Raw genomic sequence first — 24,656 nt, forward strand, 5'->3', positions numbered from 1 at the left:
CAAAAATACCATAAGTTGATATATCAAATTGATTGCTTGTTTATTATGTATCCAGTCAGGTAGTAAAAACCTACTGACCGTCAGGAAGTAAAAACTTACTGTCTGGAATACTTAAGATATTATATAGCCCTAATATAAGGAGAAAAAGAATGCTAAACGAAAAACAGATTGAAAGAATGTTAGCGAAGCTAAGGCGTTTTGAAAATACCATAGCTCCTATGATGTTTGAAAAAATTGATGAAGTATCCACTGTGAAGTTCCCTACACCAGAGCAGTATCATGAAATTCCGGATCAAAAGCTATTTACACCCTGCAATAAAGGAGACAGATGGGGTGGAGAAGGTACTTATTGCTGGTTTAAAGGACAATATAAAGTGCCGGAGGAATTTGAAGGAAAATCACTTTTCCTTTATCCTAAAATCGAAGGGTATGAAGCACTTTTATGGGTAAATGGAGTTCCCTTTGGTACTTTTTGTACAAAAATCGTAATTACTGGACATGGCAATCATTATTGCGATATGTTAAAACAAAACGTAAAAGCCGGTGAGATCATTGACATTGCAGTGGAATATTATGCGGGTCATTATGTAATGGGCTGTGAGCCATTTGCAGAAGATCCGAGAAACTCCTATGATTTTTCCTTTAACTCCATGGATATCTGTCTGAAAAATGAAAGTATTTGCGATTTTTACTTTGATTTAAGAACCTTAAATCAGATGGTAGAAGTATTGGATCATAATAGTTTCCGCCGTGCCGATATTATCAATACCCTTTCAAGAGTTCATGAAATTTTGTATTATTCCTATGAGGACATTGATAAAGAAACCTTTATGTCAGCCATGAAGGAAGCAGGGATGTTAATAAAGGAAAAACTGGTTCAGACCAATTCTGCAACCGCACCTTATGCCGGTTTTATCGGACACTCCCATATGGATACTGCCTGGCTCTGGCACAGAGGGGAAACCGTTAAAAAATGTGCAAGAACCTATGCAAACCAGACCAATCTAATGGAGCAGTACCCGGAATATAAGTTTATACAAAGTTCTGCCTTTCATAGTGAGGTCATCAGAAAGAATTATCCTAAGCTGTTTGAAAAACTGGTGGAAAGAGTAGCAGAAGGCAGATATGAGCCAAATGGCGGTGTATGGATTGAATGTGACTGTAATATACCAAGCGGCGAATCTATGATCAGGCAGTTTTTATGGGGGCAGCGCTTTACCAGACAATATTTTAATTATACGGCGGATACCTTCTGGCTTCCGGATACCTTTGGCTACAGCTCCTCCATACCTCAGATTATGAAAGGCTGCGGTGTAGACTATTTCCTGACAACGAAGATGGCCTGGAATGATACTACGGTTTTCCCCTATGATACCTTTTACTGGCAGGGGCTTGACGGCACCAGAGTTTTAACACATTTAAATAAGACCCACATCTGGCCGGATGCAGAAGCACTGATGGAATATGTAGTGGACGGTAATGACTCCATTAAAGAAAGAACCGTATCCAATATGAGATTATTATCCTACGGTTTTGGAGACGGCGGCGGTGGTCCTCAGTTTGAAATGATAGAAATGTCAAGGCGTATTAAGGATTTGGAAGGGCTTCCAAGAACTGGTCATACTACCGTAAGTGAGTTTATGCAGCAGCTGGAAAAAACAGTGATAAATCCTTCTGTATATGCAGGAGAGTTATATCTGGAATTACACCGAGGAACCTTAACAAACCAGCATACCATTAAGAGAAATAATCGTCTGGCAGAAATTAATTTAAGAAACCTGGAATTTTTAACAGTAAGAGATGCTGTAGAACGTAACATTACCGCTTCCCATGAAAAAATTCATCCTCTGTTAGAAACCCTGTTAATAAACCAGTTCCACGATATCCTTCCTGGAACCTCTATACCTAGAGTACATGAAGAATCTATAGCAGAAACCACTGAGATAATTAATAAATCCAATGATTATATTATGGACTATATTAAAACAGAGCAGAACACAGATATGGTATCAGTGATCAATACACTTTCTTTTGAAAGAAATGATGTTATATACCTGGATTATAAAGAAGGTTATGTGGTGGAGGGAGCGTATAAACAGCAGATTACCTCTGATGTAAAAGGTAATAAGAAGCTAGCCGTAGCAGGAATAGTGATACCTGCATTTTCCTCTGTAACATTACAGCTTGTAAAAGGAACCCTTAAGGAAGAATCTGCCTTTATAATAAAGGGAGAAACGGTTACCACCCCTAATGCGAAAGTAGCCTTTGACGAAAGAGGTTTTATCACTTCCTTTGTTGACCGAACCATTGACAGGGAATTAAAAGGCGAAGGTTATGCCTTTAATACCTTCCTTATGGCAGAAGATGTGCCTAATGCCTGGGATAACTGGGATATTGATGCAGATATTGAATTGAAATTTAAAGATTCCGCGGTTTTACTGGGCAGTGAGGTTGTATCTGACGGACCGGTGGAATTAAGAATACGAAGTGAATATAGACTTAGTGAAAAATCTCTGTTAAAGCAGGATATGATTTTCTTTGCCGACAGCACAGAGGTAAGATTTGAAACTATTATGGACTGGCAGGATGACCACAGATTCTTAAAGACAGCCTTTGATACCACCATATTCTCAGACTTTGCAAGACAGGAAGTACAGTTTGGATATATCAAGAGACCTACAACCCGTAATACTCCGGAAGAAAAAGCAAAATTCGAAGTATCCAATCATAAATATACGGATTTATCTGAAAATAAATACGGTGTTGCAATATTAAATGACTGCAAGTACGGTATCTCTGTGAAAGAATCCAGTTTAAGACTGTCCTTGCATAAAGGCGGCAATAGACCGGATTATAAAGGAGATAAAGGAATACATGAATGTACGTATTCCTTCTATCCTCATAATGAAGGCTTTGGAGCAGAATCTGTTATAAAACCTGCTTATGAGCTGAATTATAAACCAATCGCAGTGAAGGGAGTATGGAATAAGGAATCCTTTGCTTCCACCAACCGCAGCAATATTATAATCGAGGCAGTAAAACCTTGCGAAGACGAAGAAAAAGCATACATTCTTAGATTATATGATGCGGAAGGAACCTATACAAACGTAACTTTGAATATAAATGGTAAGGTAAAAGAAGCTGCTCTTACCAATATGCTGGAGGAAACTCTGGAAATCTTACCGGTTTCTAATGGCATTAACCTGGTATTTAAGCCATTTGAAATTAAAACCATTAAGATTAAGTATTAAATATGATTATTAATAACTGTCCAGTCAGTAATTAATGAAAAAGGGAAGCCAAACGAATATAGAGCTTCCCTTTTTATTATCTGCTCTTTACTCATGGATATCCATCGTGATTGTTATAGCAAAACTCAAAAGATTTGACCGGTCACCGCATACCTGGGCTTTTCAACTTTAAATAAGCGTAATGAAAAACAACTAATCAAAATATGACATGCAGCTGTCAAATTATATGTGTTATCTTATTAGAAAAGGTATAAATAAAGGTATGGAAAAGGTATAAATAAAGGTATGGAAAAGGTATAAATAAAGGTATGGAAAAGGTATAAATAAAGGTATTAGAAAAAGGCATAAATAAAGGTATTAGAAATAAAAAAAGGTATAAAAAAAGGTATAAAACAGATATAGAAAAGGAATAGAAAGGAAGACTAGGTATATGAAGAATGCAGATCATAAAATAGATTATAAAAAAGAATATAAGGATTTATATCTGCCAAAGCCAGAGCCGGCAAAAATCTATGTACCGGCTATGAATTTTATTATGATTGACGGAAAAGGTGATCCTAATAGTAAGGGTGGAGAATATGAAAAGACCTTAGAAATTTTGTATGCTTTGACCTTTACAATCAAGATGAGCATAAAAAGCGGACAGGAACCCAAGGGTTATTTTGAATATGTGGTGCCGCCGCTGGAAGGCTTATGGTGGATGGAGGAGGATGATCTGATGGATTTTACCAGAAAGGATAAATATTGTTTTACCTCCATGATAAGGCAGCCAAAATTCGTTACGAAGGATGTGTTCTCCTGGGCACTACAGGAAGTGGGCAGAAAAAGACAAGATTTAAATTTAAGCAAGGCAAGGTTTGAAACCTTTGAAGAGGGCTTGTGTGTTCAGATTTTACATATTGGACCTTATGAAACAGAAGCCCAGTCAGTTGCTAAGATGGAAGCTTACATCAAGGAACATCATTTAAAAGACGACATTATGGCAGTTCTTCCGGACGGGAATATCAGAAGACATCATGAAATCTATTTATCAGACCCCAGAAAATCCTTACCGGATAGACGTAAAACAGTAATAAGGCATCCGGTAAGCACACTCTAACTTGTTAAATAAATTATTCTAATCGGTAAATTATTATTTCGTGGCGTCATAAGGACAGTAATGAGGGATTTTTGACTGAAATTCTTTTAGATTAATAATACGGTTATTCGGGTTGAATTCAATTATGGACACACCGTCAAATTCGCTGGTCACACCATCATATTCGCATTTGAAATACCAATTGACGGCGGTGAAATTCCCCTGGTGTATAAACTGCGTAATATCCCAAGCCAAAACTGACCCGCGTTTCTGCCAGTCCTCAAACCATGTTTCAATCATTGCAAGCCCGTAATAGATCGGTCCGTAACACTCGCTGTAAATAGCTTCCGGGTCAAAGGTAGTACTTAATATGCTGCTGTTTTTAGAAATCCAACATTGGAAATAATTATGAATTAGATGTTCGCGTTCGGTCATAAAACCTCCTTCTATAAAGCATAGTTCATGCATTAATTAGTAATCACTGTATGCTTGTTACAAATAATCAGTAAATATATAAAAAAGAAATTTCAGGGTAAAGAATGAATGGTAGCATACTGATTTTAGCATAATAATAAAAAGTTTACAAATACTACATTTTTTCGTTTATAAATCACATCGTGTTATTTTAAAGCATTAATAATAATGATTTGATATTTGATATTAAATATTATAGTATTTAAGATTCCCTTAATTGTCCGCTTATTCATTTAAATCCCAGTATGATTTATATTTAATTGTGCAAATTAAATATAAATACTAAAAAAATTAAAATTAAACGGTTTGATTACGGAGGAGAGAATGGAAGAGTTATATTTAGAAACAAAAGAGGGTAAGGTTAAGATCGATGACAGGATCGCTCAGAAATACGATTTAAAAAAAGGAACGGTTTCCCCTTTTACGCAAAATCATATTGTAGATAAAGCGGGAGAGTTTAAGCGGGAAGAGCCACCCAAGAAACGAGATTCGATAAATCAGGGGGATGATGAAATCGAAGAAATGGAAAATGGCTTTTATTTATCCACATCAGAAATGCTTGATATTGCCCAGGGAGTAGACTCTGATTTTTAACACTCATCAAGGGACTGCCACAAAGTTATAGAATATAGAACCTTAAGTACAGGTAATTTATTCTACAGCTTTGCGACAGTCCCTATATTATCTTTTAACCTACCTTGACGCCGCATATCACAAGAAATTTGTGATACTGCTGAGAATAAATATCCTCCCAAGACTTGCATTTATTTCCTGTACAACTTATAATAGCAGTAGTGTTCCTATAAGGTGGAAGGCAGATTAATTAGTACGTGAAATAAAAATTTGGACAGGAGTCGGGGAATGAATAAAAAAAGATTAATAAGTGCGATGCTTCTAATTATGGCTGTTTTATTACTTGGCGGCTGTGGTTCGAAATCAGCTGGCAGTTATCATAAAGAAGGATTGGAATATTTCTCTAACGGTAATTATGAAAAGGCAGAAGCCAGTTTGGCAAAAGCAATCCAAATGAACGGTGACCGTGCAGATTATTATATTGATTATGCAATGACTTTAGTACAGCTTAAGCGGTATGAAGAAGCCTTACAAAATCTAAACCGGGCAATCCTAGATAAAGATAACAGTATCGTTAATAAAAATAATAAATTAGCTTACAGAGCAAAGGGTATTACATATTTTAAATCCCATGACTATAAAAAAGCAATAGAACAGTTTGATAAAGCACTGGCAATTAATGAATTAAGAGATTTAGATATGGATATCTTAAGCTATAAAGGAAATTCCCAAGCAAAATCAGGTCTTTTTGATGAGGCGGTCAAAACCTATACGGACCTCTTAAAGAGCAACCCATCGGATGCTTATACCTATTACAGCAGGGCTTATGGGTACCGGATGCTTAAAAGTTATGATAAAAGTCAGGCAGATTATGATAAAGCTATAAAACTGGATAACAAAAATTATGATTATTATTTCGGAAAATATTTTCTGCTGATAGAAAAAGGTGATAAAGACAATGCTGAAGCTGTTTTAAAAATGGCCTCCAACATAAAAGGCACCAATCAGGAGGACAACTTCAATCTTGCGAAAGTTCATTACTATATGGGCAACTATGAGGATGCAATCAGAGAATTCAGTGAAGCCTTTAAGAATGGATTTGCAGAAAGCTATTTTTTCCTGGGCAGTATTTATGAACAGAAAGAGGATTACGATAATGCGGTATATAATTACAGCATGTATATAAAAGAAGCAGCCTATATACCTTCTGCCGCTGTTTATAATCAGATTGCCTACAGCCTGATTAAAGTTAAAAACTACGATGAAGCTCTGTCCTATCTACAGACAGGCTTAAAATACAACGATATTGAATATGAACAGTCAATGAAACGGAATGAAATTGTAGTATATGAGAATATGGGTGATTATGAAAAAGCCAATGCTCTCATGAAAGATTACTTAAAAGTGTATACTGAGGATGAGGAAGCCAAGACGGAAAGTGTATTTATTAAGAACAGGCTACCGGAAGCTAGTACGCCGCATAAAGAATAATTAAGAATTGATAGGAGTTTTAAATGGGTGAACTGTATGAAATAAAGGAAAAGGAAGAACGTCTTGTCCTGGTAGGAGTAGCAGTCAATGATGGAGATGATACGGCTGAATCATTGGATGAATTAGAGGAGTTAGCAAAAACAGCCGGAGCAATAACCGTGGCTAAAGTGATACAAAACCGGGAAAGTGTTCACCCTGGAACCTATATTGGTAAAGGTAAAATTGAGGAAATAAAGGAATTATTGTTTAAACTAGAGGCTACCGGTGTTGTCTGTGATGATGAGTTATCACCAGCCCAGCTTAAAAATCTGGAGGATGCACTGGAAGCAAAGGTAATGGACAGGACGATATTAATTCTTGATATTTTTGCACAGCATGCAACTACGAAAGAAGGCAAAATTCAGGTGGAACTAGCACAATTAAAATACCGTTCCACCAGACTGGTAGGTATGCGCAACTCTATGTCCAGACTTGGCGGTGGTATCGGAACTAGAGGACCTGGTGAAAAGAAACTGGAAGTGGACCGAAGATTAATCAGGGACCGAATCTCCCAATTAAATAAAGAGCTGTCAGAAGTGAAGCAGTACAGGGAGACTTCAAGGGAATTACGAAGTAAAGGTGCTATTCCAATTGCTGCTATTGTAGGTTATACCAATGCCGGAAAGTCTACCTTGTTAAACCAGCTAACCAGCGCCGGAGTGTTAGAAGAGGATAAGCTGTTTGCAACCCTTGACCCAACAACCAGAAATCTGGTACTGCCAAGCGGGCAGCAGATTTTATTAACGGATACGGTAGGGTTTATCAGAAAGCTCCCGCATCATTTAATTGAAGCTTTTAGAAGTACCCTGGAAGAAGCTAAATATGCAGATATAATCCTTCATGTGGTGGACAGCGCAAATCCTGCAGCATATAAACAGATGCATGTGGTATATGAAACCTTAGCTAATCTTGGTGTGAAAGATAAACCTGTAATCACAGCATTTAACAAACAGGATTTGTTAGTAACGGAACTTATCATAAAAGACTTTAAAGCCGATAAAGTAGTTAAGATTTCTGCTAAACAGAAAAAAGGTCTGGAGGAGCTTCAGGAAATCTTTGAAGAGATTCTGAGGGAACGTAAGATTCTTGTGGAACGAGTATTTTCTTATCAGGATGCCGGCAAGATTCAGATTATAAGAAAATATGGACAGCTGCTGGAAGAAGAATATCAGTCAGAAGGTATCTATGTAAAAGCTTATGTGCCGAAAGATATTTATAATCAAATATAAGAAGCAAAAAAAGCAGAGAAGTGAAAAATCCGGTATTCATAACGTTCCAAATAAATTTTAATATATAATTAGCCGCAAGAGGGCCGCTGATAATAAGTGTAAGGTTTACGTCTGATAACTTAGTATCTGCGGTCCTTTTGTTTAATATCCAGACGGAGGATTGGATTTTTAACTATAATGAGAAGTATTTTTTTTTTTAACCAGAAAGAGAGGTATATTTTTAATAAGAAAGATCAATACCATTTTTATCTATTGACAAAGCTCCTTAAAAGGTATAAAAAAGTAAATGGAATATTATGGTAATTGTATGTATTTATAATAAGATTACAAGTATAAATATTTTATTTTATTAATTGATTATAAAATTAACAACTTAAGATGAAATTACATAAATTGAATTAATTATTTTAATATTTTAGATATTTATGCTATTTCATAAAAAGAAGGTATAGTGTTTTGAATTGGCTCTATTTTTAACTAAATTTCAGAATTCAGGAAAGTAAATGGGTATTAAGGACTAGAATAAAACCACAATATATAGTGGTATAAAAATAGTTCAAATATATATGTTGTATCATGCTCTTGACGTGACTTGAAAAATCTGCTAATATATGATTTGTGAGAACTCTGCGAAAGACAAGAGCGATAATAGAATAAGAAGGGGGATTCAACTCATGATCCAAGTAGTAAAAAGAGACGGGGAAGTTGCAGATTTTAATCTGGCTAAAATTACGGAGGCAATTACCAAAGCTTTTAAGGCGACGGAAAAGAGTTATACAGAGGATATAGTTAATTTATTGTCCTTAAGAGTTACGGCAGATTTCCAGACTAAGGTGAAAGAGGGATTGGTTAGTGTTGAAGACATTCAAGACAGTGTGGAACATGTCTTGGAACAGACGGGTTATACGGATGTAGCTAAGGCGTATATTTTGTACCGCAAGAACAGGGAACGCATCCGTAACATGAAATCAACCATCCTTGATTATAAAGAGATTGTTAACAGCTATGTAAAGGAAGAAGACTGGCGAGTAAAAGAGAATTCTACTGTTACGTATTCCGTAGGCGGTCTGATCTTGCATAACTCCGGTTCCATTACGGCAAATTACTGGCTGTCCGAAATATACGACGAAGAGGTAGCAAGTGCCCACCGGAATGCGGACATCCATTTACATGACTTGTCTATGTTGACCGGTTATTGTGCAGGCTGGTCTTTAAAGCAATTGATTACCGAAGGTCTTGGCGGAATACCGGGTAAAATCACCTCCTCTCCCGCAGGTCATCTATCCACCCTCTGCAACCAGATGGTCAACTTCCTTGGAATCATGCAGAATGAATGGGCAGGTGCTCAGGCATTTTCTTCTTTTGATACCTACTTGGCTCCTTTTGTAAAAATAGATGATTTATCTTACCGTGAAGTAAAGCAATGTATCCAATCCTTTATTTATGGTGTGAATACACCAAGCCGCTGGGGAACACAGGCTCCTTTCTCAAATATAACCCTGGATTGGACTGTCCCGAATGATCTGGCAGAACTTAACTGTATTGTAGGCGGTAAGGAAGTGGATTTTAAATATAAAGACTGTAAAAAAGAGATGGATATGGTCAATAAAGCATTTATTGAAATCATGATTGAAGGGGATGCTAACGGAAGAGGTTTCCAATATCCAATTCCTACCTATTCCATTACAAACAATTTTGACTGGTCCGATACCGAGAATAACCGTTTATTATTTGAAATGACCTCAAAATACGGTACCCCTTACTTCTCAAATTATATTAACAGTGATATGGAACCCAGTGATGTACGTTCCATGTGCTGCAGGCTCCGTCTTGATTTAAGGGAACTTAGAAAGAAGACCGGCGGATTCTTTGGTTCTGGTGAAAGTACCGGTTCCGTTGGAGTTGTTACCATTAATATGCCCCGTATTGCTTATCAGGCCGTTAATGAAGAGGATTTCTTCAAACGCCTTGACCGTATGATGGATATTTCCGCCCGTTCCTTAAAAGTAAAAAGAGATGTTATATCAAAACTTCTGAATGAAGGATTATACCCATATACGAAACGTTATTTGGGAACCTTTGAGAATCATTTCTCAACCATTGGCTTACTGGGAATGAATGAGGTTGGGTTAAATGCAAACTGGCTTGGAAAAGACATGACAGATGCTGCAACGCAAGCCTTTAGTGTAAAGGTATTAAATCATATGAGAGAACGTTTATCCGACTATCAGGAAGAATATGGTGATTTATATAACCTGGAAGCGACACCAGCCGAATCTACCAGCTATCGTCTGGCTAAACATGACAGAAAGCGCTGGCCCATGATAAAGACTGCCGGAAAAGAAGGAGATACACCATACTATACCAACAGTTCCCATTTGCCGGTAGGTTATACGGAAGATATCTTTGAAGCTCTGGATGTACAGGATCAGCTTCAGACCCTTTATACCTCCGGAACAGTTTTCCATGCATTTTTAGGGGAAAAGTTACCGGATTGGAAGGCTGCGGCTAAGTTAGTCCGCACTATTGCCGAGAATTATAAGCTCCCTTACTATACCCTGTCACCTACTTACTCCATCTGTAAGGATCATGGTTATCTAAATGGTGAGCAGTTCAAATGTCCGGAATGCGGACAGAATGCAGAAGTTTACAGCCGTATTACAGGCTATTACCGTCCAGTACAGAACTGGAACGAAGGCAAGACTCAGGAATATAAGAACAGAAAGCTATATGAGATGGAACACTCCAGATATATGCCGGTGAGCGGCAGCTGTGACCGTGAGGAGAGGGCAGAGGATTCTAAAAAGGCTTCTTCTTATATGGATGAAGTGGCAGCAGCAGATACCCGTCATAATGCAGCCTATCTTTTTACAACAAAAACCTGTCCGAACTGTAAAGCAGCGAAAGAATATTTAAGGGATTATCCTTATGTTACGGTAGATGCGGAGGATAACCCGGAACTAACCAGAGAATACGGAGTTATGCAGGCACCGACACTGGTAATCGTGGAAAACGGACAGTTTAAAAAATACGCCAATGCCTCCAATATCAAAGGGTTTGCCGAAGGACAGTTTGCTGGGGTAAGATAAACGTTAGAGTAGTTCTACTACAGAACTGAAGTATGTGGAAGAAATAAATGATAAAAATAAACGATAAAAATAAATAAAAGAAATAAAAGAAAAAAAGAAGTAAAAGCAAAAGAAGTAAAAGAATAATTATAAGATTAAAAAGTGTAATTACAGAATTAATAATATACGAAATAAAGATAAGCACCCCTTTGGGTTAAGTGACTAAAATAAACTTAAAACAGTAAGGAGGTGCTTTTCGTTATCTTATTATTTGACGGTCATCCGGTTGGATGTTATAATTGCCTAGGGAAAACGGTGCTGTAAACTAAGTATCAGTACCTGATATAACAGTGGAAGGAGTGTTGATTATGAGCTTGGCGGATAAAATATTTATAGATATGTGTAAGGAGGTCTTGGCAAATGGCGTCAGTACAGAAGGAGAAAAAGTGCGACCAAAATGGGAAGATGGGACAAGTGCTTATACAATAAAGAAATTCGGTGTCATAAATCGATATGACTTATCTAAGGAATTCCCAGCCATCACCTTGCGCAGAACTGCAATTAAAAGCTGTATCGATGAAATTCTTTGGATATGGCAGAAAAAATCCAATAATGTAAAGGACTTAATCAGTCATATCTGGGATAGCTGGGCCGACGAAACCGGTTCGATTGGAAAAGCGTATGGTTATCAGTTGGGAGTAAAGCATAAATACAAAGAAGGGGAAATGGACCAGGTTGACCGGGTAATCTATGATTTGAAAAATAATCCTTACAGCCGCCGTATCATGACGAATATTTATGTCCATCAGGACCTTCACGAGATGAATCTCTATCCCTGTGCCTACAGTATGACTTTTAACGTAACCAAAGCGAAGGACAGTGATAAACTTAAATTAAATGCCGTATTGAATCAGCGTTCCCAGGATATCCTGGCGGCAAATAACTGGAATGTATGCCAATATGCGGTATTAATCCATATGCTGGCCCAGGTCTGCGATATGGAAGTCGGAGAATTGGTACATGTTATAGCAGATGCCCATATTTATGACCGCCATATTCCAATCATTGAAGAGATGATCACACGGCCGGTCTACGATGCACCGGAATTATGGATAAATCCAGACATCAAGGATTTTTACAAATTTAAGGTGGAAGATTTCAGACTGGATCATTATGTGACCGGTCCTAAAATTGAAAATATACCCGTAGCGGTTTAAGGATAAGTAAAACCTAAGAGAATATTTTATGCTTTAAGCAGGCATATTAGGGTACATATCTTAACTATGTCTGTTTGAAACACAGAGAGGAGTTTCAAATGAATTTAATTGTTGCGGTAGATAAAAACTGGGCAATCGGATATCAGAATAAGTTACTGATTAGTATTCCAGAGGACATGCGTTTTTTTAGGGATGAAACCACGAATAAGGTAGTAATCATGGGAAGGAATACCCTGGAAACTTTTCCGGGGGGAAGACCGCTTAAAAACCGGTTAAATGTTGTAATAACCTCGAAACCGGATTTTGCCGTAAATGATGCGGTGGTGGTTCATAGTGTTAAGGAAGCCCTGGAGGCTGTAAAGGATTATAAATCAGAGAATGTTTATATAATAGGCGGTGCCAGTATCTATGAACAAATGCTTGAATATTGCGATGTTGCCCATGTTACAAAGATTGATTATGCCTACCATGCTGATACCTATTTTCCGAATCTTGATGAGAATCCCCAATGGATGATTGAGGCGGAATCCGATGAACGTACTTACTATGATATAGAGTACGCTTTTTATAAATATATAAGAAAAAAATAAAGCTACTTGTACCAGGTTCTAAATTATTTTTGAACAGATTAGTTAATAACTAGGGATGAACTCTATATTTGTATTAAACTTTCCTTGTTGATAATTAAGAATAATGGGAGATTACATGATTGATAAAATAAAAGATAATATACTTTTTAAGAACTTAAATCAGGAAGATATTGAGCTGTGTTTAAGCTGCTCTAATGCCAAATTAAAAGATTATGAGAAAAACCAGATCATATTCAGTCAGATGGATCCCCCTAAAGCACTGTATGTTTTAATCAATGGTTCTGTATCCGTTTGTAAAGATACTCCTGATGGAAGAAAATATATCGTTACGAATATAGAAGAAGGAGATATCTTTGGTGAAGTATATGTATTCCTTCAAAAAGCGGATTATAATTACTATGTAGTAGCTAATGGGAATACTACCGTACTTGCAATCCCAAAGGAATATTTTTTTAACACCTGTGATAAGTCCTGCAATGCTCATTCTTTAATTATTCAGAATATGTTAGGTATTCTGGCGGGGAAAGCATACTATTTAAACAATAAACTCCAGCTTTTAACCAGCGGAAGTTTAAGACAGAAAATAGCTAAATATCTTATGGATAACTGTAATAATACTAAGTATGTAAAGCTGACCATGAATCGGGAACAGCTTTCTGCCTATCTAAATGTTACAAGACCGTCCCTTTCCAGAGAACTGATTAAAATGCAGGAGGATGGTTTCATTGAGGTTGACAGGGATATGGTAAAAATTATTGATCTGAATAAACTAAATTCTGCTTTATAAGAAGTTTATAAGCATCTGTTCGCAGAGTTTCATGGGCAATTTACATCTTCATGGACAGTATAAACGAAACGAAAAGATTAAGTTAAAATAGATAGAATAAGGATTATTTTATGAAAATTTATTGAAGTTGCAAGTAATGGCTGCAGGAAGACAATGTAGCCGCTACCTAGGGAACTTAATAAAGCTTTTATAAATATAATCCTTATTTTTATGCACGAATTTATACCATAGCAGTACTACAAAATAAAATAAGTAGTTTAAAGAAACAATAGGTAGCAAATTAAAATTTATTTCTTCCCAATTTGCGAAATAGCTGCCCTGACAGCCGCAAATGACCTTCAAATTCATAAGTTGCAACAGCCTGGCCTTAGATTTTGGGGAAGAACGAAAAGACAGACGAAAAGGAAAAATTTAACAAAACATTACCGAGAGCTTATCCATAATTTACAATTTAAGTATATAAAGTAAATGTTAAAAAGGTTTTTCCTTTTTAAATAATACTTTTATGTGCGTAGATAGGGGTTAAGGAGGATAATTTATGTTTAGAAAACACCTATTTTACAAAAGAGGGATTTCAATTATATTAATCGGTGTAATTACCCTATGTTCAATACTTGGCATAGAACCCGTAGTTTCTGCAATGGCTTACAGAGCAGTCCAGGTAACGAACCAAAATGATGAAACGGCTATGAAAGAATTAACAAAAGAGAGAGAAAATGAAACTGAAAATACAGAGATACCTGCTGTCGTTACAGGTTCAGCAATAACAGCAAAGGCAAAGGGATTATTTATTACAGAACTATATTTTAATAATTCAGACAACGGGATTGGTTCTGGTACAGCGAAACCAATGGAGTATGTCGAATTATATAATAGTACAGATGAGGATATTCATTTTAAGGATAACTATAAGATCAGTTGTGTAACAGGTTCGGCTATCTCATTCCAAGAGCTGACCATGGACGGGATGTACGGGGAAGATATCATAATACCGGAAAATACGGCAGCAATTTTATGGCTAAACGGACAGGAATATTTACGTGAAGAAGGGATGGCGGCACTACAAGAGTTCAGGGATGCAAATCACATTGATTTGGCAGTACCGGTATATTCTTTGACAGGTTTAAAAGAACTGGATAAAACCGGAGAAATATCCTTGGAGAAAGACGGTAAACCACTATCGGTTGTCCGTTATAGCCAAAATCAGTCTTCACCCGGTAAAAGTATACATTTTAAAGTACCGGTTTCCGGCAGTACTATGTCTGTTTATAAACTAAACTCCCTCCCCACACCTGGTGTTGTAGAGGAGGAGCAGCTGCTCTATCATAAAGAGCCAGCTGCGGATACCGTGCCGCCAAGACTCACCTGGGAAGAGCCGGTACAACAGATTCAGCTTGGCGATACCTTATCCGTCCAGGTTACTGCAGATGAGCTGCTTTCTGATGCCAAAATGACTTACCAATTGATAACAGAGGCATTAACAGGAACTGCAACGGATATACTTATGGATTTTAAAGGTGAAACAAACGGAGGTTTTTCTTATGAGGTCAATTTTAAACCAGAGGAATTAGGTCAGTACCGGATACAGATCTTTGCCAGAGACCTTGCAGGCAATGAGGCTGTTCTGCCGGCGGAGGGAACCGGTTATATGATAACCGTAGTGATTCGGGATACAAAGAATGCACCGGTACTTACCTGTCTGGATGAGTCCATAACAAGTGTTGACGAAGGGCAGGAGCTTAATATTCCCTATTCCTATGAGGATGATATGGGAATACAGAAAATATCCATATATTATAAGACTTCATCTGCCACGGACTATCAATTTATTGAAACAACCTCTTTTCGGATAGCTGGTAAATATTTTGCTAAAATACCTGCAGATAAATTATTAAATCAGGAGTATGTAGATTATTATCTGGAAGGGACTAATTTATACCGCAGTACAATAACACCTGTGAAGCGGATAAAAGTAAATAAAATCGATGATTTTACCGGAATCCGGACTAACATAAAAGAAGGGGACAGCTTATCGGGGAATGTGCTGATTACGGCAAAAGCGAAATCGGATAAGGAAACGGTCTCAATAAAAATTGATAATACCAAAATGAAGCAGGTCAATCTATTGGAAAAAGGAGCTTTTTTTACCTTTAGTTTTAGCGGAAATGACAGCTATTTTAAGAATGCGGTATCAATTGGGGATAACATCTTGACCTATTTGGCTAAATGGTCAAATGTAATGTCCTCGAAAGCGGTATTTGTGGATCAATCCTATTTTACCTACAGGGAGGACGGCAGCGGTGTAATTACAGTTTCTTTATGGGCGGGTACTCAGGGAAGTGCTTTTGAAATCGGCAATGCAAATAATAATGATGATTATAAGGCTACCGGCTTCCATCTTGTGTTAACAGACGGCACAGTCCTGAATCCGGATAACGGAATTGATCCGGACACGGTTTATAAAATGGGAGATAGTAAAGGCATGATTGAACGGCTGGACATAGAATTTATGGTTCCGGCTGATAAGGTCGACGCCTTGGGTTATGTTTGGGATACCACCCTGGAAAAGGACGGACTCCATGAAGTAACCATTTCCTCGGTTAAGGATAGTAAGAAAATACAGATCCGGGTAGATAATACAGCACCTCTTATTGCAACTGAGATAAAGACCAATGTAATGTTAGATAATTTATGCAGTGCGAAGTTTAATTTTACTGATGATACGGGGGTTAATGAGAATTCTCTGGAAGTGTATCTAAACGGCAGGATTTTAAAAGCACCGTATGCCTTTAAAGGTTCAGAACTAAGAGAGGGAAATAACAAACTGGTAGTTAAAATTATGGACTTAAATGATAATCAGGGTGTTCAGACAGTAGACTTTACTTATCTAAACGGTAAGATTGCAGTAAACAGCATGACCCAGACCGGAGGAAAAAAAGACAGCATATTGCTGAAAGCTATGCTGGGGGAATCCGTCCTGGATAATACAAAAGTGACCTTTAATGAAGGCAGGCAGCTTAAGCCTGGTAAGGAAATCAGTATATGGCAGGGAAGCGGAGATTACACTGGCAGCAGGATGCCTGGGGCGCTTGGGACGGTGGTATCAGAAAACGGGGAATATCCATATCAGATTTATGAAATTCAGGCAGAAGGTGAACCCACTGACATCTTGCAGGTAAAGATAGGTGCAGAGGTTTCCTATAACAAACCGGTTCAGCTCTATGTTTACAAGATAAGTACTAATAGCTGGGAACTTCTTACTATTAATGAAGAAGAGGGCATAAAAAAGACGGAGTTTGTATTGGAAGATCATGTACAAAACGGGGTGGCAAGAGTTTTGGTACAGGCAAGGGGAACAGAAACCACACCTTCTGCCGGAATAAAGGAAAAAGGAACTTTTAAAAATGATTACAAGTGGGATGGGACAGGAATTCCAAGACAATATGATTTTTCCTTTGCCTGGATTACGGATACCCAGTATTATACAGAAAGCTGGCCAGAAACCTTCACCACGATGAATCAATGGATTGTAAGTGAAAAGGAAAATCAAAAAATAAAATATGCAATTCATACAGGGGATTTAGTAGATGAATTTGAACAAGATTATCAGTGGCAATGTGCCGATAAAAATATGAAGTACTTTGAGGCTGCCAATCTGCCTTACGGCGTACTAGCCGGTAATCATGATGTGGCCGCCGGAAATGAGTTGTATGAGAATTACTTAAAATATTTTGGTGAAAACCGGTTTAAAGACAGCCAGGTCTATGGCGGTTCCTATAAGAATAATTTAGGTCACTATGATTTACTGACAGTTGATGGTGTTGAATTGATTGTCGTATACATGGGGTGGGACATTTTTAAAAATGAGGTGGCCTGGATGGATAAAGTACTGAAGCAGTACAGTGACCGCAAAGCTATTTTGTGTTTACACCGCTATATTACCGAAGCCGGCGCGCTGGATTATACCGGTAATTTGGTTCAGAAAGAGGTCGTAGCTAAAAACCCCAATGTTTTTGCAGTTTTAAATGGACACTATCATGGAGCAGCAATTAATATTACGGCATTTGATGACAATTATGATGGAGTAAAGGAACGTACGGTATATCAGATCTGTACCGATTATCAGTCCGCAGAAAAAGGCGGTACTGGTTATGTTAAAATGCTTTATTTTGACCTGGCTAACGGAAAAATCTATATGAATTCCTACTCGGAGGAATTAAAGGATTATAATTATTTTGATTCCGATAAACTTACTTCTTACGAGGCTGGCGTAATTGCCTCACAACAGGATATTTATGAATTAAAAGTCGATTTCAACAGAACCCCAAGGTCTCTGACCACTACCTTTATGGAAGCTGCTTTGTTTACCGGTAAAACCATAGGCAGCACACAAAGCATTCATAAAACAGCAGAAATTGAATGGAAAGGATTGTCTAAGGATGTGCTGTACGGCTGGTATACGGTTATGGAAAACTCAGCAGGTTTACTAATCCGCAGTGATGTGAATGAATTTGTATTTCTGCCTACCGAGGAACCAGTGCCGACTCCGGAGCCTACTAAGATACCAGAGCCCACAAAAATACCGGAACCTACAAAGACCCCAGATCCGACTCAAAATCCAGAACCAACCCAGTCCCCAGACACAGTGAAAGAAAAAATGAATCCAAATATCACAATACCAACCGGATTGACAGCGGTTTATGGAGATACCTTGGCAGATGTTATTCTACCCGAAGGCTTTACCTTTAAAGAAAAGTTAACAACCTCTGTCGGTGATGCCGGAATACATAACTTTTCACTGATTTACACACCAAAAAATACCTCAAAATATAATGTAATAAGGAATATTACGGTATATATAACCGTAAACAAAGCCTCCCAAAAGTTTGTAACCTCTGCAAAAACTTCCTATACAAAGGCTTATGGTGATAAACCATTTTCGGTTAAAGCGAAAACGAACAGAAATAAACGCATAAAGTATCAGTCTGATAATACAAAGGTAGCGGTAGTTGGTAAAGATGGAACAGTAACGGTTAAAGGCTGCGGTATTGCAGTTATTACCCTTAGAGCAGCAGAAGACAAGAATTTTAATGCTAATGAAAAAAGAATAAGAATAACGGTTACCCCCAAACAGGTGACCGAAATTAAAATTAAGAGTGTAGCACCCGGCACTTTAACATTGGCATGGAAAAGTACAAAAGACATAACAGGTTATGAAATTACCTATGCTGCCGACAAAAAGTTTACGAAAGATAAAAAAACAGTAATAATAAAGAATAGCAAGATTGTTTCAAAAAGTATTCAAAAAATGAAAAAAGACAATATTTATTATGCCAGGGTACGGGCTTATAAAACATCTGGGAAAGAAAAAATATACGGTGCTTATAGTGCTGTAAAGAAAATTGTGCTATAAGAAAATGAATTTAAAAAGATATATCCTTGAAATTTAAGGTTAACATGTGAAGCTGTTGCAAACCCAAAGACTAGATACCTGGGAGAGAAGGAACTGTTGTAAATTCAAAGACTAGATTACCTGGGAGAGAAGGAACTGTTGTAAATTCAAAGACTAGATTACCTGGGAGAGAAGGAACTGTTGCAAATTCAAAGACTAGATTACCTGGGAGAGAAGGAGTGTTGCATTTCAAAGACTAAATTACCTGGGGGAGAAGGAGCTGTTGCAAATTCAAAGACTAGATTACCTGGGAGAGAAGGAACTGTTGCAAATTCAAAGACTAGATTACCTGGGAGAGAAGGAGCTGTTGCATTTCAAAGACTAAATTACCTGGGAGAGAAGGGGCTGTTGCATTTCAAAGACTAAATTACCTGGGAGAGAATAAGGATTATATTTTGTAAAAATTTTGTGGAAAGTATGCGCGAATGGCTGCAAGAAAGAGAATGCAGCCGCATATTCGCGCAATCTTGGAACAAAATTTTTACAAAATATAATCCTTATTCTAAGCCCAGGTTCAATAAACTATAATTTGCAACAGCTCCTTCTAAGCCCAGGTCAATAATCTATAATTTGCAACAGCTCCTTCTAAGCCCAGGTCAATAATCTATATTTTGCAACAGCTCCTTCTAAGCCCAGGTCTACAATCTATATTTTGCAACAGCTCCTTCTAAGCCCAGGTTCAATAATCTATATTTAAAACAACTCCTTCTATGCCCAGGTTTTCCTTAATTACGATATATTTATCTAATCGTAACATATGTTACGGAAAAAGAATTGATAATGTTTTATTATTAACTCATCAAGAGCAACAAAACAATAAAACAAGAATTCAAATCGGAGGAAAAGTTAAATGGAAAATGCAATGTTTTGTTATCAATGTCAGGAAACCGCAGGATGTTCAGGCTGCACCAAAGTCGGTGTATGTGGTAAGTCCCCTGACCTTGCAAGAATGCAGGATTTATTAGTATATGTTACCAAAGGTCTTTCCGAGGTAACCACTAAATTAAGAGAAGAAGGAAAAACAGTTGGCGGCGATATCAACCATTTAGTAACCCTTAACTTGTTTACCACTATTACTAACGCTAACTTTGACGACAAGGTCTTTTATGACCGTGTTACTATGACTTTAGCTGCAAAAAGAGAATTATTAGGAAACTTAAATAATAAAGAGGATTTATCAGAAGCAGCACTTTGGGATGCAGTAACAGCTTCTGAACTGGATGCCAAATCAGTTACTGTTGGCGTACTGGCTACTAAGAATGAAGATGTAAGAAGTCTTAGAGAATTAATCACTTATGGATTAAAAGGACTTTCCGCTTATGTAAAACATGCGCTTGCCTTAGGTTTTGACAATGAATCCATTCATGAATTCATGCAGAGTACTTTAGCAAAAATGTTAAATGATAACTTAAGTGCAGACGAATTAGTTGCTCTTACTCTTGAAACCGGTAAAGTAGGGGTAGATGGTATGGCATTACTGGATACCGCTAATACAACTACTTACGGAAACCCAGAAATTACAAAAGTAAATATCGGAGTAGGCAAAAACCCTGGAATCTTAATCTCCGGACATGATCTTAAGGATATGGAAGAGTTACTTAAGCAGACAGAAGGAACCGGAGTAGATGTATACACCCATTCAGAAATGCTTCCGGCCCACTATTATCCTGCCTTTAAGAAATACAGTCATTTTGTAGGTAACTATGGTAATGCCTGGTGGAAACAAACGGAAGAATTCGAATCCTTTAACGGCCCCATCTTAATGACCACCAACTGTATTGTACCTCCAAAAGCCAGCTATAAAGACAGACTCTACACAACTGGTGCAGCTGGATTTGCAGGATGCACTCATATCCCTGGCGAGAACGGTGATAAAAAAGACTTCTCCCAGATTATTGAACACGCGAAAAAATGCGCAGCTCCTACAGAGATTGAAACCGGAGAAATCATCGGTGGATTTGCTCATAATCAGGTACTTGCCTTGGCAGATAAAGTAGTTGACGCAGTAAAAGCAGGACAAATCAAGAAATTCTTTGTAATGGCCGGCTGTGATGGTAGAGCAAAATCCAGAAACTATTACACAGACTTTGCGAAAGCTCTGCCAAAAGATACCGTAATATTAACAGCAGGCTGTGCAAAATACAAATATAACAAACTGGAATTAGGTGATATCGGCGGAATTCCCAGAGTATTAGATGCCGGACAATGTAACGATTCCTACTCCCTGGCATTAATCGCCCTTAAGTTAAAAGAAGTATTCGGTCTGGAGGATATCAATGAATTACCTCTTGCCTTTAACATTGCCTGGTATGAGCAAAAAGCAGTAATCGTATTACTTTCCCTGTTATACCTTGGTGTTAAAAACATCCACTTAGGACCTACCCTGCCTGCCTTCTTATCACCGAATGTAGCTAAAGTATTAGTTGAAAACTTTGGTATTGCAGGAATTGGAACAGTAGAAGATGATATTAATTTATTTATGGCCTAATAATTAAGATTAAGATTTCAATTTATTACTACCTAAATAATTATGGCAGTATAAATTGATAATAAAAATTTGATAATAGTATATGCGAAAAGAAGAGCCAGCATAAAATCCACCGGATTTATGCTGGCTCTTCTTTTCATTTTACGATAAGTTTTCTGAACTATCCTCGTAAAATGAAAAGCACTCTGTGCAGAATGGTGCATGACGCTTAATAGGAAGGTGTCACTGATGTGACAGCACGTCAGCGCAAGAGTCTGGCGAGAAAAGGTATTACCAGAAAATACTATTTATGTATTACCAAAAAATACTATTTATGGTTGACAAATCAACCAACTTGCACTAAAATAAGTAGAAAATTTTATTGCTGATACCCCGTTGACAGAAATGAGTAAAAAAAAACGAAAATTAATAGATTACAAAAGAATTTAGATACAATTGTATAACTGCCGTCAGCGAAGTGAATACAATAAAAAGGATAATATGTCCAAATTAAATTATAAAAAGAAAAGAGAGGTGTAAAAGCATGTTTGATCATTTCTTTATTGATTATATGTCAAATATAATTCCAGTGGCATTTAATCTGAAATCAGACAAAGAAATTAAAAAGATAGGAAGCGGTGAGGCACAGTTTACCGTCACCTTAAATAAGCCCATCAGCAAAAGTGAACTGTTAACCAGTACATCCCTTGCCCTTGGAGAAGCTTATATGCGTGGAGACCTGGAAGTAGACAAGGATTTATATGAGGTTCTGAATCTGTTCTTAGGTCAGATGGGCAAGTTTACAACGAACAAATCCAAACTCCACAGCCTGTTGTTTTCAGCTACCAGTAAAGGAAACCAAAAGAAAGAAGTAACGGCCCATTATGATATAGGAAATGAATTCTATAGTCTTTGGTTAGATGAGACCTTAAGTTATTCCTGTGCTTATTTTAAAGATGAAAATAATACACTATATGAAGCACAAATGAACAAAATACACCATACCCTGGACAAACTGTTCTTAAAGCCCGGAATGACCCTGCTAGATATCGGCTGTGGCTGGGGGGCGCTATTAATTGAAGCCGCTAAAAAATATCAAGTGAAAGGTACCGGTATTACCTTAAGCCAGGAACAATATAATAAATTTAAAGAACGGATTAAAGAAGAAAACCTGGAGGAGTTTTTGAATGTCGAGATTATGGATTACCGGGATTTGGAAAAGTCCAACCTTTTGTTTGACAGAGTAGTAAGTGTAGGTATGTTAGAACATGTCGGCAGGGACAATTATGAATTATTCATTAAAAGTGTATATCATGTTTTGAAGGACAAGGGTGTATTCCTGCTCCATTCTATTACGGCTCAAAAAGAACATCCCGGAGATGCCTGGATTAAAAAATATATCTTTCCCGGTGGAACTGTTCCAAGCTTAAGAGAGCTGATTCATATATTACCGGAATATCAACTATATACATTAGATGTGGAAAGCCTGCGAAGACACTATAACCGTACTCTGTTGTGGTGGAGAAAACGTTTTCTGGAACACCGGGACGAAATTGTGACAATGATGGGAGAAGAGTTCACCAGAATGTGGGAACTGTACCTGTCCTCCTGTGCAGCAACGTTTAATAACGGTATTATCGATATCCATCAGATTCTGATGTCCAAAGGAGCAGCAAACGACCTGCCTATGATTCGAGTCGTATAGGTATCATCAAGCCAGTATCTATAAACTGAACATTGAATATTGATAAATAATAGGGGCTGCTGAAAAGCCAATATGAAACAGAATTGATTTTTCAGTCAGTCTCTATTGACATAATAATCTATATAAAATATAAGCTGCAGTTAAAAGAGATATTCTGAAATTTTAGTTGTGCAAGGGATATTACATAAAATTTAGTGCAAGGGATATTACATAAAATTTAGTTGTGTACCAGTATAATTATGTTATAATAATAGGAATTATATAAAAGGAAGACAAGTATATAAAAGGAAGACAAGTATATAAAAGGAAGACAAGTTTATGATTAAAATTATAGTAGACAGTACCTGTGATTTGCCGGAGGAAGATATAAAAAAATATGATATTTCGGTGCTGCCCCTGAAGGTTTTATTGGAAGATAAGGAATATCTGGATAAGAAAACAATAACAGTTGATGAAGTTTATGGAGCCATGCGAAAAGGAATTATGCCAAAGACCTCACAGCCAAGTCCAGAAACAATCTATAATTTATTTAGCGAATATGCTGTGGCAGGCTGGGAGTTCATATATCTGTCATTTTCCCAGGCATTATCCGGAACTTATCAGCTGGCAAACAGTGTCTTAGGTGAAGTTAAGGAAAAATATCCGGAAGTGAATATGGAAGTAGTTGATTCCAAAGGAGGTTCTACTGCGACTGGCTTGATTGCATTACAGGCAGCAAGGATGGCATTTGGCGGTAATCTGGAGTTTAAAAGAATATCAGACTATGTGAAAGAATTAATTAATTGTGTTGAGCACATCTTTACCATTCCTGATTTGAGCTGGCTTATCAAAGGCGGAAGAATAGGCAGAACGCAAGGCATGATTGGCAATATCTTAAATATTAATCCGATTCTTGATGTAAAGAACGGAGAGATGGAAGTGATACATAAAGTCAGAGGCAGAAAAAAAGCCTTGAATACGGTTGTTGATTTACTGGAGGAAAGGGCAAAAAGCCTGACCAACCAGATCATCGGCATCAGCCATGCCGATGATCCGGAAATTGCAGAAGCACTGATGGAATTGATTAAATCAAGGTTAGGCTGTACACGGTTTATCGTTAATAAAATCGGAAGCGTTCTTGGCAGCCATTTAGGAATCGGGGGAGTAGGAATCTTTTTTTTCAATGAAGATGCAAAAGATGTTATAAAAAACACTTGAAAATTAAATACAGTAAGTCTAATATAGTAACTATATTG

At 37.4% G+C, this 24,656-nt stretch carries 15 protein-coding genes; 14 read left to right on the forward strand and 1 reads right to left on the reverse strand.

Annotated features, from left to right (window positions below; translation table 11 throughout):
• The first annotated feature begins 149 nt into the window (after positions 1-149).
• Both QA584_RS09815 and QA584_RS09820 read left to right on the forward strand, forming a co-directional pair.
• The gene (locus QA584_RS09815; protein WP_278274340.1) at positions 150-3,251 is read left to right on the forward strand and encodes an alpha-mannosidase; all 3,102 of its coding nucleotides are present in this window, start codon (positions 150-152) and stop codon (positions 3,249-3,251) included.
• Between the two features lie 430 nt (positions 3,252-3,681).
• Positions 3,682-4,350 carry a GyrI-like domain-containing protein gene (locus tag QA584_RS09820; RefSeq protein ID WP_278274341.1) on the forward strand — a complete coding sequence of 223 codons (669 nt, stop codon included), beginning with the start codon at positions 3,682-3,684 and terminating at the stop codon, positions 4,348-4,350.
• A 33-nt stretch (positions 4,351-4,383) separates the two neighbouring features.
• Here the strand turns inward: QA584_RS09820 and QA584_RS09825 are convergent, their stop codons facing one another.
• Entirely contained in the window at positions 4,384-4,764 is a 381-nt protein-coding gene (locus QA584_RS09825; RefSeq protein ID WP_278274342.1) for a nuclear transport factor 2 family protein, read from the reverse strand.
• A 363-nt stretch (positions 4,765-5,127) separates the two neighbouring features.
• Here QA584_RS09825 and QA584_RS09830 point away from each other — a divergent pair, with 363 nt between their 5' ends.
• From QA584_RS09830 to QA584_RS09885, 12 genes are all read left to right on the forward strand, one after another.
• Positions 5,128-5,397: a hypothetical protein gene (locus QA584_RS09830; RefSeq protein WP_278274343.1), complete on the forward strand. Its 270-nt coding sequence runs from the start codon at positions 5,128-5,130 to the stop codon at positions 5,395-5,397.
• Positions 5,398-5,664: 267 nt separating this feature from the next.
• Positions 5,665-6,867 carry a tetratricopeptide repeat protein gene (locus tag QA584_RS09835; RefSeq protein WP_278274344.1) on the forward strand — a complete coding sequence of 401 codons (1,203 nt, stop codon included), beginning with the start codon at positions 5,665-5,667 and terminating at the stop codon, positions 6,865-6,867.
• 23 nt (positions 6,868-6,890) lie between these two features.
• Positions 6,891-8,135 (forward strand): GTPase HflX, encoded by a 1,245-nt coding sequence (gene hflX / locus QA584_RS09840; RefSeq protein ID WP_278274345.1) that lies wholly within the window; start codon positions 6,891-6,893, stop codon positions 8,133-8,135.
• A gap of 674 nt (positions 8,136-8,809) precedes the next feature.
• Positions 8,810-11,224 (forward strand): ribonucleoside triphosphate reductase, encoded by a 2,415-nt coding sequence (locus QA584_RS09845; RefSeq protein ID WP_278274346.1) that lies wholly within the window; start codon positions 8,810-8,812, stop codon positions 11,222-11,224.
• Positions 11,225-11,571: 347 nt separating this feature from the next.
• Positions 11,572-12,420, forward strand: coding sequence for a thymidylate synthase (gene thyA, locus QA584_RS09850; protein ID WP_278274347.1), 849 nt, complete (start codon positions 11,572-11,574; stop codon positions 12,418-12,420).
• 98 nt (positions 12,421-12,518) lie between these two features.
• Complete coding sequence (locus tag QA584_RS09855) at positions 12,519-13,010, forward strand: dihydrofolate reductase (protein ID WP_278274348.1); 492 nt, start codon at positions 12,519-12,521, stop codon at positions 13,008-13,010.
• 115 nt (positions 13,011-13,125) lie between these two features.
• Positions 13,126-13,797 (forward strand): Crp/Fnr family transcriptional regulator, encoded by a 672-nt coding sequence (locus QA584_RS09860; protein ID WP_278274349.1) that lies wholly within the window; start codon positions 13,126-13,128, stop codon positions 13,795-13,797.
• 538 nt (positions 13,798-14,335) lie between these two features.
• On the forward strand, positions 14,336-19,210 hold the full coding sequence (locus QA584_RS09865) for a metallophosphoesterase (protein ID WP_278274350.1): 4,875 nt from the start codon (positions 14,336-14,338) through the stop codon (positions 19,208-19,210).
• Between the two features lie 180 nt (positions 19,211-19,390).
• Positions 19,391-19,615 (forward strand): hypothetical protein, encoded by a 225-nt coding sequence (locus tag QA584_RS09870; protein ID WP_278274351.1) that lies wholly within the window; start codon positions 19,391-19,393, stop codon positions 19,613-19,615.
• A gap of 484 nt (positions 19,616-20,099) precedes the next feature.
• Positions 20,100-21,737 (forward strand): hydroxylamine reductase, encoded by a 1,638-nt coding sequence (gene hcp, locus QA584_RS09875; protein ID WP_278274352.1) that lies wholly within the window; start codon positions 20,100-20,102, stop codon positions 21,735-21,737.
• Positions 21,738-22,260: 523 nt separating this feature from the next.
• Entirely contained in the window at positions 22,261-23,421 is a 1,161-nt protein-coding gene (locus QA584_RS09880; protein WP_331487879.1) for a cyclopropane-fatty-acyl-phospholipid synthase family protein, read from the forward strand.
• Between the two features lie 318 nt (positions 23,422-23,739).
• Positions 23,740-24,618, forward strand: coding sequence for a DegV family protein (locus QA584_RS09885; protein WP_278274353.1), 879 nt, complete (start codon positions 23,740-23,742; stop codon positions 24,616-24,618).
• The last annotated feature ends 38 nt before the right edge of the window (positions 24,619-24,656 follow it).

It is taken from the genome of Anaerocolumna sp. AGMB13025, from assembly GCF_029689925.1.
Classification (GTDB): domain Bacteria; phylum Bacillota; class Clostridia; order Lachnospirales; family Lachnospiraceae; genus Anaerocolumna.

Bases quoted from the DNA above. Each gene is read 5' to 3' on its own strand.
- QA584_RS09815 (WP_278274340.1), top strand. From the start codon at position 150: ATGCTAAACGAAAAACAGATTGAAAGAATGTTAGCGAAGCTAAGGCGT.
- QA584_RS09820 (WP_278274341.1), top strand. From the start codon at position 3,682: ATGAAGAATGCAGATCATAAAATAGATTATAAAAAAGAATATAAGGAT.
- QA584_RS09825 (WP_278274342.1), bottom strand. From the start codon at position 4,764: ATGACCGAACGCGAACATCTAATTCATAATTATTTCCAATGTTGGATT.
- QA584_RS09830 (WP_278274343.1), top strand. From the start codon at position 5,128: ATGGAAGAGTTATATTTAGAAACAAAAGAGGGTAAGGTTAAGATCGAT.
- QA584_RS09835 (WP_278274344.1), top strand. From the start codon at position 5,665: ATGAATAAAAAAAGATTAATAAGTGCGATGCTTCTAATTATGGCTGTT.
- hflX (WP_278274345.1), top strand. From the start codon at position 6,891: ATGGGTGAACTGTATGAAATAAAGGAAAAGGAAGAACGTCTTGTCCTG.
- QA584_RS09845 (WP_278274346.1), top strand. From the start codon at position 8,810: ATGATCCAAGTAGTAAAAAGAGACGGGGAAGTTGCAGATTTTAATCTG.
- thyA (WP_278274347.1), top strand. From the start codon at position 11,572: ATGAGCTTGGCGGATAAAATATTTATAGATATGTGTAAGGAGGTCTTG.
- QA584_RS09855 (WP_278274348.1), top strand. From the start codon at position 12,519: ATGAATTTAATTGTTGCGGTAGATAAAAACTGGGCAATCGGATATCAG.
- QA584_RS09860 (WP_278274349.1), top strand. From the start codon at position 13,126: ATGATTGATAAAATAAAAGATAATATACTTTTTAAGAACTTAAATCAG.
- QA584_RS09865 (WP_278274350.1), top strand. From the start codon at position 14,336: ATGTTTAGAAAACACCTATTTTACAAAAGAGGGATTTCAATTATATTA.
- hcp (WP_278274352.1), top strand. From the start codon at position 20,100: ATGGAAAATGCAATGTTTTGTTATCAATGTCAGGAAACCGCAGGATGT.
- QA584_RS09880 (WP_331487879.1), top strand. From the start codon at position 22,261: ATGTTTGATCATTTCTTTATTGATTATATGTCAAATATAATTCCAGTG.
- QA584_RS09885 (WP_278274353.1), top strand. From the start codon at position 23,740: ATGATTAAAATTATAGTAGACAGTACCTGTGATTTGCCGGAGGAAGAT.